This window comes from Nocardia cyriacigeorgica NBRC 100375 (assembly GCF_000308555.1).
Lineage (GTDB): Bacteria > Actinomycetota > Actinomycetes > Mycobacteriales > Mycobacteriaceae > Nocardia > Nocardia cyriacigeorgica.
The window spans coordinates 1-16,052 of record NZ_BAFY01000078.1 but is presented as its reverse complement, the minus strand read 5'-3'; the positions used below and the strand labels follow the sequence as shown (position 1 = coordinate 16,052).

At 67.7% G+C, this 16,052-nt stretch carries 11 protein-coding genes and 1 pseudogene; 5 read left to right on the top strand and 7 right to left on the bottom strand.

Annotated elements, in window-relative coordinates:
- Nucleotides 1-7: 7 nt before the first annotated feature.
- The 4 genes from RJ05_RS07640 to RJ05_RS07625 all read right to left on the bottom strand — a co-directional run bounded on the left by RJ05_RS07640 (nucleotide 8) and on the right by RJ05_RS07625 (nucleotide 2,801).
- Nucleotides 8-433: a YbjN domain-containing protein gene (locus tag RJ05_RS07640; protein ID WP_036534807.1), complete on the bottom strand. Its 426-nt coding sequence runs from the start codon at nucleotides 431-433 to the stop codon at nucleotides 8-10.
- Nucleotides 430-1,251 carry an isoprenyl transferase gene (locus RJ05_RS07635; protein WP_036534805.1) on the bottom strand — a complete coding sequence of 274 codons (822 nt, stop codon included), beginning with the start codon at nucleotides 1,249-1,251 and terminating at the stop codon, nucleotides 430-432. Before RJ05_RS07635 ends, RJ05_RS07640 begins: the two co-directional genes overlap by 4 nt.
- A gap of 87 nt (nucleotides 1,252-1,338) precedes the next feature.
- Nucleotides 1,339-2,118 (bottom strand): DNA repair protein RecO, encoded by a 780-nt coding sequence (recO, locus tag RJ05_RS07630; protein ID WP_036534802.1) that lies wholly within the window; start codon nucleotides 2,116-2,118, stop codon nucleotides 1,339-1,341.
- Nucleotides 2,119-2,198: 80 nt separating this feature from the next.
- The gene (locus tag RJ05_RS07625) at nucleotides 2,199-2,801 is read right to left on the bottom strand and encodes a TetR/AcrR family transcriptional regulator (protein ID WP_036534801.1); all 603 of its coding nucleotides are present in this window, start codon (nucleotides 2,799-2,801) and stop codon (nucleotides 2,199-2,201) included.
- Nucleotides 2,802-2,933: 132 nt separating this feature from the next.
- On the opposite strand from RJ05_RS07625, the gene RJ05_RS07620 reads away from it, so the two are divergent.
- The 4 genes from RJ05_RS07620 to RJ05_RS07605 all read left to right on the top strand — a co-directional run bounded on the left by RJ05_RS07620 (nucleotide 2,934) and on the right by RJ05_RS07605 (nucleotide 11,144).
- Nucleotides 2,934-8,249 carry a WXG100-like domain-containing protein gene (locus tag RJ05_RS07620; RefSeq protein ID WP_156090804.1) on the top strand — a complete coding sequence of 1,772 codons (5,316 nt, stop codon included), beginning with the start codon at nucleotides 2,934-2,936 and terminating at the stop codon, nucleotides 8,247-8,249.
- A gap of 48 nt (nucleotides 8,250-8,297) precedes the next feature.
- A complete protein-coding gene (locus tag RJ05_RS29270) occupies nucleotides 8,298-9,110 on the top strand; it encodes a hypothetical protein (RefSeq protein ID WP_138445774.1) in 813 nt (270 codons plus the stop codon).
- A 188-nt stretch (nucleotides 9,111-9,298) separates the two neighbouring features.
- A complete protein-coding gene (locus RJ05_RS30735; protein ID WP_138445775.1) occupies nucleotides 9,299-9,970 on the top strand; it encodes a hypothetical protein in 672 nt (223 codons plus the stop codon).
- 79 nt (nucleotides 9,971-10,049) lie between these two features.
- Nucleotides 10,050-11,144: an IQM protein middle domain-containing protein gene (locus RJ05_RS07605; protein WP_138445776.1), complete on the top strand. Its 1,095-nt coding sequence runs from the start codon at nucleotides 10,050-10,052 to the stop codon at nucleotides 11,142-11,144.
- 172 nt (nucleotides 11,145-11,316) lie between these two features.
- Here RJ05_RS07605 and RJ05_RS07600 read toward each other — a convergent pair whose 3' ends face one another.
- A complete protein-coding gene (locus tag RJ05_RS07600; protein ID WP_036534796.1) occupies nucleotides 11,317-12,183 on the bottom strand; it encodes an alpha/beta fold hydrolase in 867 nt (288 codons plus the stop codon).
- Between the two features lie 151 nt (nucleotides 12,184-12,334).
- Between RJ05_RS07600 and RJ05_RS07595 the strand changes: the two genes are divergently transcribed.
- Nucleotides 12,335-13,771 carry an amidase gene (locus tag RJ05_RS07595; RefSeq protein WP_174343909.1) on the top strand — a complete coding sequence of 479 codons (1,437 nt, stop codon included), beginning with the start codon at nucleotides 12,335-12,337 and terminating at the stop codon, nucleotides 13,769-13,771.
- A gap of 136 nt (nucleotides 13,772-13,907) precedes the next feature.
- Here RJ05_RS07595 and RJ05_RS07590 read toward each other — a convergent pair whose 3' ends face one another.
- Entirely contained in the window at nucleotides 13,908-15,047 is a 1,140-nt protein-coding gene (locus RJ05_RS07590) for an EstA family serine hydrolase (protein ID WP_036534795.1), read from the bottom strand.
- 85 nt (nucleotides 15,048-15,132) lie between these two features.
- A pseudogene (locus RJ05_RS31330) lies at nucleotides 15,133-16,052 on the bottom strand (hypothetical protein); the annotation flags it as partial.

Here is a 16,052-nt window from a genome sequence, read left to right as displayed (position 1 = left end):
GCCCGGCTCAGGGCAGCAGGCCCTGCCGCGCCTGCCCCGCCCCCGACAGCACCAGCAACAGCATGGTGGCCAGCGCATGATCGTCGAGCCCGGCAGCGGGGAAGGTATAGCGCAGCACGATATCGGCGAGCTTGCCGTGCCCGATCACCACGATCGAACCGAACTGCAAGGTGCTGTTGCGTTCGGCGACGCGCTTGTGCAGCTGCGGTTTGAGCGGCCGGTCCCAGGCCAGTACGCAGGTCAGCGTCAGCACATCGAGGCCGGTGGTCAGGTTCACCGCGCCCAGCGAGCACAGCGCGCCCTCGTAGTCGAAGCGCAGCGATCCGTCGTTGTCGACGCGCACGTCGATGTCGTACATCGACAGGCAGGCGCCGGCCCTGGCCTGGAGTTCCAGGTCGGGCTCGAGTGCGGAATCCATATCCCCTCCGGTCATTTGGTGCCACCGAAGCGGCGGTCGCGCTTGGCGTACTCGAGGCAGGCGTCCCACAGGTTGCGCCGGTCGAAATCGGGGAACAGCGTGTCCTGGTAGACGAATTCGGCGTACGCGGACTGCCAGAGCAGGAAGTTCGAACTACGGAACTCACCCGACGGGCGCAAGAACAGGTCCACATCGGGCATGTCCGGTTCGTCGAGGTAACGCGCGAGCGTCGCCTCGTCGACCTTCTCCGGGTCGATCTCACCCGCCGCCACCCGCCGCGCGATCTCCCGTGCGGCATCGGCGATTTCGGCACGACCGCCGTAGTTGACGCACATGGTGAGCGTCATCACGGTGTTGTCCTTGGTCAGCTCCTGCGCGGTCTCGAGCTCCTTGATCACGCTGCGCCACAGCCGCGGCCTGCGCCCGGCCCAGCGCACCCGCACGCCCATCTCGTGCATCTCGTCGCGGCGGCGGCGGATGACGTCGCGATTGAAGCCCATCAGAAACCGCACCTCGTCGGGGCTGCGCCGCCAGTTCTCGGTGGAGAACGCATAGGCCGACAGCCACTTGACGCCGATCTCGATGCACCCCTCGACGGTGTCCATGAGCACCGCCTCGCCGCGTTCGTGGCCCGCGGTGCGCGGCAGCCCACGCTCCTGCGCCCAGCGGCCGTTACCGTCCATGACCAGCGCGACGTGGTTGGGCACCAACTCCGGCGGCAGCTGCGGCGGGCGCGCACCGGACGGATGCGGCGACGGCGGGCGGACAGTGCGGGTCGCCCCCGGCTCGACAGCGTTGCCCGAACCGGCGGAGGAGTCTCGGCGGAGGATCACGGCTCTATCCTGCCCGATGCCTCGGACGTGGTGACATCGCGTTCGGGTAGCCGACCGGTCGGCACGCGGGAACGTTGCGGGTCGTCGTCAGCCCACTCGGTCCGCGGAGCCGGCGAGGGCGGCATCGTTCGCCGGGCGGGACCGCTCGATCAGCGGCAACGTCCGCAACTGCCGTTCCAGATGCCATTGCAGATGTGCGGCGATCAGACCGCTGGCTTGGCGGCGCGTGGCGTCGGGGACGGTGTCGACGAAGTCCCATTCGCCGCGGTGCAGGGCGACCATCAGGTCAAGCACCCCGGGGCCGGGCGTCGCGGCGCCGGGCGGACGGCAGTGCACGCAGACCGCACCGCCCGCCGCCACGTGGAAGGCGCGGTGCGGGCCGGGAGTGGCGCAACGGGCGCATTCGTCCAGCGCGGGCGCCCATCCGGCGAAACCCATGGCGCGCAACAGGAATGCGTCGAGGACCAGTTCGTGCGGGCGCTGTCCGGCGGCGATCGCGCGCAGCGCGCCCGCGGTGAGGATGTGCAGGCGGGCCGCGGGGGCGCGTTCCTCACCGGCCAGCCGTTCGGCGGTTTCCAGGACCGCGCAGGCGGTGGTGTAGCGGCCGTAATCGTCGATGATGCCCGCGGCGTTGGCCTCCACCGTGTGCACCTGGGTGATGGTGTCGAGGTTGCGGCCGGGATGCAGCTGCACGTCGATGTAGGCGAACGGCTCCAGCCGGGCACCGAAGCGCGATTTCGTGCGCCGCACACCCTTGGCTACCGCACGGACGAGACCGTTCTGCCTGGTCAGCAATGTGACGATGCGATCGGCCTCGCCCAGCTTGTGCTGGCGGAGCACGACGGCATGGTCACGGTACAAACGCACGTGCTCAGTCTTTCACGAATGGGTGACAGGCGGCGTCAGGCATGCGGGCCGGGTAGTGCCGTTCGAACCGGCCGTTGGCGTCACCCGGTCCGCAGGATGCCCGCGACCAGCAGCATCAGCGATTGCTGGGCCTCCATACGCGCAGTGTCCGGATCCTCGGCATGCGCGACGATCAGGCCCGACTCGGCCACCGCGCTCAGGATCAGCTGTGCCAGCACCCGCACCGGGACGTCGGTGATCAGGCCGGCTTCGCGAGCACGCTCGAGCTGATCGATGATCACCCCGAGCCCATGCTCGGCCTCGAACTCCCGCCAGGCCTGCCAGCCGAGCACCGCCGGCGCGTCGGAGAGGGCGATGCGCACCATCGACGGGCGGCGGCAGATTTCGAGGAACGTCGCCAGACCGGTGGCCATGGCCGTCAGCGGATCGTCCGGGTCGGCCGATGCGATCGCCTGGGTGATCTCGGCCGTCGCGTCGCTCTCCAACTGCTCGAGCACCGCGAGGAACAGCCCGCGTTTGTCGCCGTAGTGATGATGCAGGGCCCCGCGCGTCACCCCCGCCGCGCTCACCAGCTCCTCCGCCGACGTCCCCGCGAACCCCCGCTCGGTGAACAGCCGCAGCCCGGCCTCCTCCAGGGCCGTCCTGGTGGCCCGGGATCGATCCTCCTGGCTGCGTCGCGGCATGCTGCCGAGTGAACTCCAGATCGACCACGATCGGCAACTCACCCGCGATCGGATGGAACCGAAACCTGATTCGCCACGTCTATGTCTGTGTCGATAGGTTCTTGGCCGAAAACGAGACGGGAGGGCGCCGGGGTGGGAATCGAAATCCCAGAGGCGTTGCAGTGGGCCGCGAAGTACGTCGTCGGGGCCGGTGATTGGCCCGAGGGCGATGAGACCGCGATGCGACGCATGGCCGACGCCTACACCACCGCCGCCACCACCCTCGACGACCTCGGCGACGACGCCCAACGCCAAGTCAACCAACTACTCGCCGCACTGGACGGGCAGACCGCCGACGCGATCGAGGCGTTCTGGAAGAAACTCGGCAACGACGAGGGAGCCCTGTCGGCGCTGACCGGGTTGTTGACCGATCAGGCCGACCTGGTCGACGACGGCGCCAACGACATCGAACACACCAAACTGATGATCATCGCCCAACTGGTGATCTTCGCCGTCGAAATGGCCGCCGCCCTCGCCGCCATGGCCACCGGTGTCGGCGCCCCCGCCGGCGCGGCCGCCGGAGCCGCCGCCCGCGTGGCCACCCAGATCACCATCCGCATGCTGATGAAACAGCTGCTCCAGCGGATCCTCACCCGCGTCGTGAAAGAAGCCGCCCTCGGCGCGCTCGAAGAAGGCGGCCTCGACCTCGGCATCCGACTGATCCAGGCCGCCAAGGGCGATCGGGAACTGTCGCGTGATGACTTCACCGCGGTGTGGCAGTCCGCGGCCGGCGGGGCGATCGGCGGGGCCATCTCCGGCGGCCTCGGACGTGAAGGCGGGCTCACCAACGGCGTCGGCGAGACCGCCGGTGAAGGTCTCGGCAACGCCGTCGGCAACCGCGCCAAACAATTCGCCACCGACTACACCACCGAAGTCGCCTCCGACATCGGCTCCCAAGCCGCCATGGCCGCCATCACCGGCGAAGAGTTCGAACTATCCGCCGACACCTTCACCAGCGCCGCCGCCGGCGCCGCCCAAAACCAATTCGACCGCGGCGGAAACGACAGCGGGGACAACGAACCCGGGTACGGGCCGGACAACGACCCCGAATCCGGCGGTAACGACCTCGAACCACAAAACAACAACAACTCCGACCGCGGGGAGAACAACGCCAACGGCGGCAACGACGGCGACCGCGGCGGCGACGGTAGCGACCGCGGCAGCGACCAGAACCCGGCCAACCACAACGCAGGCAACGACGGCGGGCGCGGCGGCGACAACACCAGCGGCAACAACAATCGCGGCGGGGAGAACGCACCCGACAACACCGACACCGGCAACCAGCCCGACCAGACCAGCCCTGCCAACACCAGCACCGACGACTCCGGAAACAACAACGAGCCACCGGCCCGCATGCAGCCCGCATCCACCGACGACCCCACCAGCACCGGCAACGACGGGCCACGCACTACAAGCAACCCAGCCGGCGACGACATCCCACCCGCCGACCAGTCCCGGACCACCGAGCCGACCTCCGCGGCGCCGGGTGGCGGCCAGGACGCCGACAGTCCCGCCACCAGGGAACAATCACAGCCGACGGCGGGCGAAACCGGAAACACCGATTCGGGCAACAACACCGGTGACGGCGCCCGAACCACCGACGCCGGCAACAATCCGCCGCCCACCGATCCGCCGAACCAACCGCCCGCCGCCACCGACGGCGATGACAACGACGGATCGAACCAGCCCGGCGACAACACCAACCAGAACCCGAGCTCCCTCGACCTACCCGCCCAGGACAACCCGCCGTCCCAGGCCCCGAGCTCGCTCGACCTGCCCGATCAGGGCGACACCACCGGCTCCGGCAACACACCCCCGAACTCGCTCGACCTCCCCGAGCAGCAGCCTCCCTCCGGCCCTCCCGGTACCAACCCGCTCGATCTCCCGGCCCAGGACAACCCGCAGTCGGCACCTCCGAGGCAGGGACCGTCGCTCGATCTGCCTGTGCAGAGCGATAACCCGGCCGGCTCGACCACCGCCCCGCTCGACCTCCCTGCGCAGGACACCTCCGCCGGCAGCGGCGACTCCCCCGCCCAGAACAGCGCATCGACCGGCCAGACCAGCAGCGCACCGACCTCCGGCCTGCCGTCGTCGCCGGGCACGTCCAGCGCTCCTTCCCAGTCGACGGCGCCGAGCACCACGCCCCCACCCGCCCAGAACCCCGGCCCGGCCGGACCCGGCGACCCGTCCGACCCGCAGGCGCGTCCTCAGGACCCCACGAACTCCTCCACCACAGCAGCGTCGGCCGCCACCGCTACAGCCACACCGCCCACATCGTTCGCGGCTCCGGCCCACCCCACCGACTCACCCAGGTCCACCACACCGGCCGACCCCTCCACCACGCCCGCGCAATCGGCACAGCCGGCCCAGCAGAGTGGAACCCAGCGCCCGGCGCAATCCGCCCAGTCGCCGACCACGTCCCGCCCGGACACCACGCCCTCCGGAAACCCGGCCGACCCGCGCACCGACACACCCCACAACCGGCCGAATTCGGCCAACACAACCTCGGCACAGCCGCGCAACCCCCTTACGTCCACCGGGTCGAACCCCACAACGACCAACCCGGGCAACCAGACCACGCCCGCCCGCGCCGACCGGCCGCAGTCCGATCCGACGTCGGCCCCCACCACCCCGAACCGCGCGCCCAACGGGAGCCGAGCCAACGCCACACCCGACTCGAACCCGAACGTCCCGAGTAACCAGACCACTCGGACCTCGGCCGACGGTGCGACGAATTCGCAAGGGCGCACCGCGGATTCGTCCCCCTCGAGCGATGTCGCGCCCGCCGACAGCCGTTCTCGGACGACGGCATCGGCCACCCGCTCCGAATCCGACCCGCAGACGTCCCCGCGTACCACCGCCGATTCCGGAACCGGTCCTGCTCGGACGACACCCGCGCCGACAGACCCGTTTCCAGCGGCACCGCCGACGCAACGAACCACCGACAGCCCCGCGCAGCGTGATTCGTCATCCGACCGGACCGATGACGAAACGGCCTTCTCCGGCGGTGTAATCCGCCCCCGGGATGACGCCTCGGCCTTCGATTGGGCCGAGGATGCCTACGACAGGTTCCGCGCCGACGACAGCGACATCGATCCGATCGCGCAGAATCTCGCGAACCACCGCCGAGCCGACGGCTCGACCTTCACGCGCGACGACATCGAGCAGATCAAGAACCATCTGTTCCGAGCCATACATGCCTGCGTCGACTACGACGGCAATATCGTCCATCAGCGTTTCGATGCCAACCCGGACATCGCCGAAGCCTGGATCCGGCTCCGCGCCGGACGACCGCTACCAGCCGATATGGTGTTGCTGGAGCACGAGCTGGCCGAATCGACGTACATGCGCGAGCATCCGGGCGCGACCTACCAGGAAGCGCACGCGCACGCGAACGAATCCCACAACTGGTCCCGCGACGTCCCGCCGCGGACCGGCGAACGCTACGACACGCATTGGAGCGAACCCGGTGGCACTGCTGGTGTACTACAACAAGATCAGGAACGACCCGAACGAGGTGGAGTACCAGTTCGGGGAGACCAGGGACAACCTGGACCGGACCCTGACAATCGACAAGGCGACCGAAACCGCCCGCTCGGACCAACCGGAGGACGGGATTTTTCGGACCACAGCGGGCCGAATCGTGCACCGAGCCCGCCGCGAGAAGGAGTGGCCCCAGAACGGAATGATCGCGTCGTAGGCGGCTCGCTCACCCCCGACCCCACCCGCACCCCCACACCAACCCCACCCCTCTACGCCCACCAGGACCCCGACTTCCACCGCCGCAGGTCCCAACTTCCCGAGTGGTGGCCCCGCAACAACCCGACGACGCCGTCGACAACACCGACGCCCAACCCCTCACCGGCGCACACCACAGCACCGGCACACAACCCGACATCGGGTCCGCCCCCACGCCACTCGAACCCGATGCCACCCCGCGGCGATGAACACATCACCCGCGCCCCGGAATCCACCCCAAGCCCCCGCCCAGCCGGCCACACGCCGACGCCGCCCCGGCCGAACCCCACCACACCCGCGGCACCCCCACCGCGCACCCCCGCACGCCCACACTCAACTCCGGCCACCCACCCCACCCCACCCCGGCACCTGGCCCCCGCACCGCGCCCGACCCCACCACCTGCCCCAGCCCACGCACCGACTCCCGTAAACCCCGCTGGCACAAGACCACCGAGTGCTACACCACCGCCGAGCGCTTCACGGCCGATGGACAGCCGCCCGGGCTACCCGTCATCCCCGCCGACTAATCCAGTCGGAACCACCGCCCGTCCCTCCCCGTCGAGCCCGCCTCCCCGGCCCGCGCCCTTCGCAGCACACAATCCAGGGCCAACGGTAAGCCCCGCCCGACATTCACCTTCGGAACCTGCTGGTCCGGCGGCCCGCCCGGCCGGTCCTGCTCGTTCCGGCCCGGCATACAGGCCACCTGCACCATCCACATGGCGGCCACCCGGTGCGCCACCGCACACACCGCTGACGAGTCCACCGTCCTCCCGACCAAGCGGGTGGCGGAGTTGGTTTGGAAACGGCGGGGACGCCCAAGAGTCCTCACCGCGGCGATTTCGTTCAGACAATGCCGGAAGCCGCTACGGCGAGCGCGAACTCGGACCTATCCGTGACAGCCTGCCCCCACGCGACTTTGCCGAGCTGCATCAGTACACGGTTAACTCGTGGATCAACACGTTCTTGCGGCATCCCGACCCGGACCAGCGGCTGAGGGAATTCAGGCAGGATTTCGATAGCTATCAGAACTTGGCGCGCCTGCTCGGCTCACCTGCTGAGCCCACCAGCGAGCAGATCGAGATGCTCTGGAGCCGACCCGACCTGACTCCGCATCAACGCCAGATCATCAGCTCGATCCTCACGCACCCCGACCCCGACGACCGGATCCCGCAGCTGTGGAGCAACGCAGGCGCTTTCCACAGGATGACGGCAGAATTCGGCCGCCCGCCAACTATGGATTTGCTCAATGCACACCGGGAAGGACTTGATCACGCGCTCGCCCGACCCATTCCGGAACGGGTCGAGGCCGTGCGAGGTCTACGAGACATAAGTTTCTTGACGATCGACAGGTTCGGAACGCAGTTGGGTAGTAGTGGCGATGTACGGCAACTGATCGGTACAACACAAATAGAACCTGGCTACACGTCGTCGAGTCTTGGTGCCAGGCCTCCAGCCGCCTTCGACGGTCCGATCCGCATGGAGATGGACGTACCGGCGGGATCGCAAGGGGTCTGGATGGGTACGCGAAGCGCATTTCCCGATCAGCGCGAGCTGATACTTCAGCGCGGGACCCGCTATCGAATCGTCGATGTCATAGAGAACCCGCCGGGTGATCGGTATTCAGGCGTCCGATACCTGATCAGGGCCGAGGTCCTTCCACCAGGGCCTTAACCGCCGTGTTCACTACTGACATCGTCCATGACAATAGGAGTCACTGATATGCAGAATGATCAATTCAGCGACTTTTCGCAGATGCCGGCCCCCCAGCCCCGAGATGGGTACGAACGATGGACACGACGGCCAGTCGTCTATCTGCCGGTCTACCGACGAGGTGAGCTGATCGGATATCTGTGGGCGGGAATCGGGAGCGATTCGGCCGGATACATGCGTCGAATATCCGCAGATCCCGATAATGCAAGATGCCCGCGATTCTGGGCAGGCCGGTTGGATGAGAGTTACCGGCGCAATATGACCCCCGATCAGGCGATCCAACATTGGATCGGGGTGCCCGAGGACACCCGCTGCGGCGGAATTCCTGCCGACGCCACTCCACAGCAGGCAGCGAGCAAGCAGTCGCTGTGGGATCAGCTCAACCCAGAAGGCCCACCGATGAGCGAAGGGCCCTGGATACAAGACGGCGAGCTCCCCGACGGAACACCGGCCGACCGCTCGAAGGGTTGGAGCACTCCGAGTTCCATCACCCCATCCACATACGCCGACTACACATCTACATCGGTCCACTATCTGCCGATTGTCAAGGACGGCAATCTCATTGCTTACCTCTGGGCCTCCCCCACCGAACAAGCCGCAGACTATCTCCCAACCTCCAGCGCCGGCGAGCAGGCCAGAATCGCTGCTGGCCTCTGGCATCTGCGTCTCTCCGACTTCCACGCCGCGGGAACCCCGCCACTGGATGCACTTCGCCAATGCCGCAACTACCCCCACGACTACATGTCCGGCGAAATCCCGGACGATGCCCGTGAACTGGTGGCACCGACACTCGATGACCTGAAAGCCATCGCCAGCAGATGAGCCGTGACGACACGAATCGGCGATGGACTAGGGCCATCACTTCACCGATCAATCACGACCACCAGCAACTGCCGCCGTTCCCGCCATCTCCATATTCCTCGAATTCCTACGAGGCGTGGACTCGGCGGCCGGTCGTCTATCTCCCGATCCTCCGGAGACGCGCATTGGTCGGGTATCTCTGGGCGGGTATGGGTGTCGAAGCTGCCGGCTACATGCGCAGGATAATCGCCGATCCGGACAACCTCACCTGTGAGGGGTTCTGGGAAGAACGCCTCCTCGAGAACCACCGGAATTCGCTTACCGCGGAACAAGCTATCCTGCACTGGATCGGATATCCAGAGGATCCTCGTTGCGGCGGAGTTCCGGCCGGAGCTGAGGTGCGGCAGGCGAATTCCATTCAGGCTCTCTGGGACCAGCTCAATCCTGAAGGCCCTCCGATGGGTCCGGGTCCACTGGTCCAGGACGACATCTTTCCAGACGGAACGCCGACCGGCCCCGACAGGCACTGGAGCGCACCGCATGTTGCCAACCCTCCTACCTACGCAGGTGAAACGTCGACACCCGTTCACTTTCTCGAGGTCACCAAGAACGGGGAAGTCGTTGGGTTCTTGTGGGCGTCCCCGACCGAGCAGGCTGCGGGCTACCTGCCGCTCCGATATGCCGGCCTGGAAGGCATCAACGGGCGCGGTTTGTGGCTCGCCCGGCTCAGCAACCGCTTCGCAGAGGGACGCCACCCCGTCGACGCCATCCGCTACTGCCGCAGGTTCCCCTACGACGAATACTCCGGCTGGATAGAACCGGACGCACCCGAAGGCGTCGCGCCGTCGCTGGCGGACCTACGCGAGGCCGCCAACGAGTGATAGCGCCGCGAGGGGAGACGGTGCAGGCTCCGCGGGATGAGTAGATTCTGGGCTCGGCTTCGTCAGGGAGGGGCACGGGGTGGATAGCAGGAGCGTCGTCGATGCGGTGCTGTACAGCGTGCAGTTCGACGATCTCGAGTCGCCGCGCACTGCGCAGAAGGTTGTGGAGATGACGGTGACGCGGCCGTTTCTCGAGGCAGATCCCGAGGAGATCTATCGGGCGCTCGTCGAGGGGGTGAAATCCGGGGATCGGCTGACATCCTCGATTCCGAACGACCATGGGGAAGAGGAATTTCGGCGGTTTCTGGAGGCGGTTGTCGAGCAGCTGGATCGGATGCGGCCGTGGGCGGAGCAGCCGTATCGGCGCCTGCCCGGCGACCGGTTCGGCGAGTTCGTGAACGGTGCGGTGATCGGGGTGTCGCATCGGCCGGTGTGGCGGATCGAGCAGGTGCTCGGACGAGCGTTTCAGCGGCACAACGATTCTCAGCAGGACTTCCTGCTGATGCGCTTGCGGTCGGGCACCGAGGTCGGGTTCATTGCGCCGTTCTGGCCGGAGTCCAGCAGCATCGCGATCCTCACTACCAGTCGGGAGCGAGCGACCGAGGATGTGCTGGAGGAACTGATCGAATGCACCGGCCTCGAGCGGCGGCAGGTCACTGCCCTACGGCTGGCGACCGGCTCTGGCGGGCGGTACCGGACCACGCCGATCCACCCCGAATTCGTCGGCGAGCATCTCCCGGGTAACCGCCGCTGGAATGGCAGCCAGGTGACCTATCTGGGCGAACAGGAGCGGAAACCCTACCGCCTGCACATCCGCGCGGGCCGCCTCTACGACAGCCGCGGCCAGCTCTTCGACACCGCGGTCGCGCGTACGCTGTGGACTCCGCAGGGTGGGCGGGCGATTTTCGTCATGGGCGCCGACGGGGTCCTCTACTCCTCCCCGCACCACATCCTCGGCAGGTTTCACCATTCGAGTTTCCTGGCCGGGGCGCCGTGCGCCGGGGCCGGTGAGCTGGCCGCGTCGTTCGGCGTGATCCGGGTCATCTCCGATCACAGCACCCACTACCGGCCGCCGCGGCATATCACCGCTCAGGTGGTCGACAGCCTCCGCAGGCAGGGCGTCGCCATCGACGATCAGCAGGTGGAATACCACTGGCCCGAAGATCACCGGTAGGCACCGAGACAATCGGATCGACTCGGCGGCGCTCGAGCCGAACCCGTTTCCGACGTGCCTCGGCGGTTGGCCACCTGTTGGCGAGAAAGGCCGCACCACCGGAAATGGCACAACGCCGCGCGCGGCCGCCGAAGTCAGACTGAGGCCCGATGCCGAGTCGACGGTCGATCCCCTATCGGACTACGTGCTCGCGCATGAACTCGAGGATGTGCCGGGTCAGCTCCTCCGGCTGATCTTCGGGAAGGAAGGTGTAGGAGTCGTCGACGAGTTTCAGTGTGGCGTTCGGCAGTTCGCGGACCATGCGTTCGGCGAGCGGGGCGGGGAAGAGCTTCTCCTCCCGGGCCCACACCACGAGCACCGGGAAGGTGACGGACGGGAAACGGGCGGCCGCCTCCAGCGTGTAGCGGGAGTTCGCGGACTTCAAGAACCGGCGGACGTCGGCGCGGATGGCCTTCGAGGTGCGGCTCGGCAACAGGTAGGAGTCGACGATGTCGGCAGGCACGGGATGTTTGGCCACCCAGCCGAAGGCGACCGGAAGCCGGTGCAGCGCACGCACACGCAGGAGTTCGGTGGCGGCGCGGACTACACCTGGCAGGTGGGCGAGCGTGCCGAGCAGCGTGAACGGCTGCGGCAGGAACTTGTCGTAGCAGTCGACCGAGGCGAGCACGACGCGGCCGATGCGGTCGGGGTGACGGGTCATCAGGATCTGGGTGATGGCGCCGCCGGTGTCGTTGGCGACGATCGTGACGTCGGTGAGGTCGAGTCGGTCCAGGAACGAGGCGATGATGCGGGCCACGCCGGCTGGTGTGAGGTCGGCGCCGGGCATGGCGACGGTGTGCGAGCCGAGCGGCCAATCCGGAGCCAGGCAGCGGTGGCCGGCGGCGGCGACGGCGGGCACAACGTTGCGCCACAGATCGGCGTTGACCAGCAGACCGTGCACGAACACGACAGGCGGCCCGTCGCCGGTCTCGTGGTACCGGATTCGCCCGGCGGGCAGATCGACGTCGCGAACCGGGCCGAGCGAAGGACTGATTCCCATGATTTCTCCCCTGTTGTGCTGACTCCGCCACTGTTACATACATGCCGTATGTATGTCTACAGCCTTGGAACGATTACCGCCCGCAAAGAATCTGGACGGGTGACCAGATCCCGCGCTACCGTGCAACAGAGGAACGAGAGACGGAGCTCACATGCCGGTGCCGGACGACACGATGAACAGCACGGGGTCGCCTGTGCACGCACTCGGCTTGGCCGAACTGGCCGAGGCCATCGCCGAGGCGACGATCAGTTCGGTATCCGCCACCACCGATGCGCTCGATCGCATCGAAGCCAGCCAGCCGGCGCTCAACGCGTTCCGGATCGTGCGCCGGCAGCGGGCACTGGCCGAGGCCGCGGCGGCGGACCGGCGGATCGCGGCAGGGGAACGGTTGCCACTGCTCGGCGTGCCCATCGCGATCAAAGATGACACCGATATCGCGGGCGAGCCGACGGCGTTCGGTGTCCTCGGCGATTTCGAGCCGAAGTCCGAGGACGCCGAGTCGGTGCGCCGGCTGCGCGCCGCGGGCGCGGTGATCGTCGGGAAGACAAATACCTGCGAATACGGACAGCTGCCGTTCACCAGCGGCGCCGCATTCGGGCACACCCGCAACCCGTGGGGTCAGCCGTACACACCGGGCGGTTCCTCGGGTGGGTCGGCAGCCGCGGTGTCGGCCGGGCTGGTGCCCGCCGCATTGGGTTCCGATGGTGCCGGCTCGGTGCGTATCCCGGCCGCGTGGACGAATCTGGTGGGCATCAAGCCGCAGCGCGGCCGGATCTCCACCTGGCCGCTACCCGAGGCGTTCAACGGGCTCACCGTCAACGGCCCGCTCGCGCGCACGGTCGCCGATGCGGCATTGCTGCTCGATGCGGCCGCGGGCCCGCATCCGGGTGATCTGCACACACCGGAGCCGCTGACCCTCACCGACGCGGTGGAACGAGATCCGGGGCGGCTGCGCATCGCGCTGTCGCTGAACATCCCGTTCACGGCGACCAGGACCGCACTGCATCCCGAGGTCGAGGCCGGTGTGCACCGGATCGCGAAAACCCTACGTGAACTGGGCCATTCGGTCACCGTACGCAACCTGCACTACGGGCTGCTGATGGGTGCGTCGTTTCTTCCGCGCTCGATGGCAGGCATCCGCGCGGTGCACGATCGGATGCCGGGCGCCCGAGTCGATCCGCGAACCATGGCCAATGTGCGCACCGGGATGCTGCTGAGCGGACCGGCGTTGTTCGCGGCACGGCAGGCAGAAGCGTTGCTACACCGGCGGATCGGCGGATTCTTCGACGAATTCGATGTGGTGCTCGCCCCGACCACGGCCACTCCCCCGCCGCGCGCCGAGGAAATCGACGGCATCGGCGTGGTCGCCACCAACAATCTGATCACCGCGGCCTGCCCGTACACCTGGCCGTGGAATGTACTCGGCTGGCCGAGCATCAACGTGCCCGCCGGGTTCACCGGCTCCGGGCTGCCGGTCGGCGCCCAATTGATGGGGACGGCGAACACCGAGCCGATGCTGGTTTCGCTGGCCGCGCAATTGGAATCGGAATTGCATTGGGAGCGGCACCGGCCCGAACCCTGGTGGTGATTGCCCAGCCATCGCCGAACCCGGGCCACGTTGCCGCCGACCGGCAGAGCTCCGGCTGGGCGGGCGGACCTATGGCTCGACCGCCAGAGATTCAGCCCACCCGCCGGAGAATCAGCCCAACCGGCGGACTTCCCGCTCAGCCGAGCGCGGCGAACGCGGCGCTGACGTACTCGGCCGAGCGTGTCGAGCCGAGCAGTCCGGCACCCATCCTGTTCATGGTGTAGGCGATCGTCGCGCGGCGTTCGGTGTCGATGATGATCTGCGAGCCGCCCCAACCGCCCCAGAAACAGATCCGGCCCTCCGGCACGTACGACACCGATTCCGGTGTCGGCAAGGCGAATCCCAGCCCGAACCGCACCGGCACGCCGAGCACGAGATCGGCACCGTCGGATTGTTTGTCGAAGATCAACTCGACGGTATCGGGAGACAGCAGCCGGACGCCGTCGACGCTGCCGCCGCAGGCGACCGCTGATTGGATGCGCGCCAGCGCCCGAGCGTTGGAGTGCCCGTTCGCCGCGCCGATCTGTGCGCCGCGCCAGCCGTCGGTCCACGCCACCGCCGCGTCGGCGAGCGGGTTGCCGAAGGTCTTGACCAGTACCGAATCCGGGTCGAGCGAGGCCAGGTCGATGGGCAGCGGCGGAGGCGGCACGACATTGGCGACACGGCCGTAGTCGGCGCGCTCGACGCCGATGCGAAAGTCGGCGTCGAGCGGGCCCGCGATCTCGTCGGCGATGAATCGCCGCAGGTCGCGTCCGTCGACGCGACGGATCAGTTCGCCGAGCAGATGGCCGTGGTTCAGCGCCTGATATCCGGACGCGGTGCCCGGCTCCCACCACGGAGCCTGGGCGGCGAGCCGCGCGCACGCCAGCGGCTGGTCGTACATCTGCTCCCAGGTGAGCGGTTCATGCCAGCCCGACACCCCGGAAGTGTGGGAGAGCAGATGCCGGACCTCGACGGTGTCTTTGCCGTTCGCCGCGAACTCCGGCCAATACTTCGACACCAGCGCGTAGGGATCGATGCGGCCGCGATCTATCAGCATCAGTACCGCGAGTGCGGTGACGGTTTTGGTGCACGACCACACATTGGTGATCGTGTCGCGATGCCACGCGGTGGTGCGGTCGGCGTCTGCCCAGCCGCCCCAGATGTCGACGACCGTCGTGCCGTCGATGGTGACGGCGATCGAAGCGCCGAGATCCTCCCCGGTGTCGAGGTTGCCCCGCAGCGCTTCGCGCAGGTTATCGAATCGTGGATCGCAGTGACCCGAGATCTCGGCCATCGCCTGGCTCCGTTCCTTACGGACGATGTGAACCAGGCCATAGTAAATTGAACCTGACGTCAAGTAAAGGTCCCGTCCGCGGGGTTCACCGTGGTAGCTGCCAGCCCTCGGTCGGGCTGTGCGTGCCGGCCGGGCAGCCCTCCGGTCCCCTGGCCGAGGGATCGCCGATCGGGGCGCCGAACATGAGCAGGCACCGCGGTGCGACCTCGTCGCTGCTGAGGTCCTCGGCCATCAGCACGCCGATGGTGGCGTCCTCGGCGATCCTGGACTCGGTCAGGCGCAGGACCCCGGTGATGCCGGTGTAATCGGCGCCGCGTAACTCCAACGCGATAGCGGTGCGGCTGAGCGCGATGTCGCCCGAGGATTGTTCCGGCCGCGCACGATTGGCCCGCACAGCTTGCAGGAACGCACCGGCCACGTCGTAGGACAGACCGGTCCGGTCGCCCGGCCACGGCGTGCGATACAGGTCCAGGTCCTCGATCAGTTCCGCGAGTGAGGCGCACAGATCCTGGAATTCGAGTCCGACCCGCTCATCGCCGAGCACCCCGCGGCCGCGGACGCAGCCCGGTCCGGCGAGCATCACCGGAACACCCTTGGCCACATAGCGAATCGAGAGCCCGGCCGGTATCGCCTGTCTGCCGACGGGATCGGCGATGAAGCGGGTGACCGCGTCGTTGCCGAGAATCGGAGGTGATTCGGTGGCGTGACATTCTCGGGTGACGGCGTTGACGAAGGCACCGAAATCATTGTTGCGCCCCGCGAAGAACAGCAGTTCCCCCTCGCTGGAGACGCTGTCGGCGCACGGCGGCGGAAAACCGTAGAGCTCCTGCTGCCTCGACCAGCTGAACGTACCGGAAGGTATGCCACGGGCACCCAGCTCATCGAGCACATCGGCGACCAGGGTGCGCACGTACACGTCATCGGGATTCTCCGGATGGAACACGGTGACCCGGTCGTAGCGAGGCCGGCCCGCACGCGGCGCGCCCGCCGGATGACGAGCGCCGG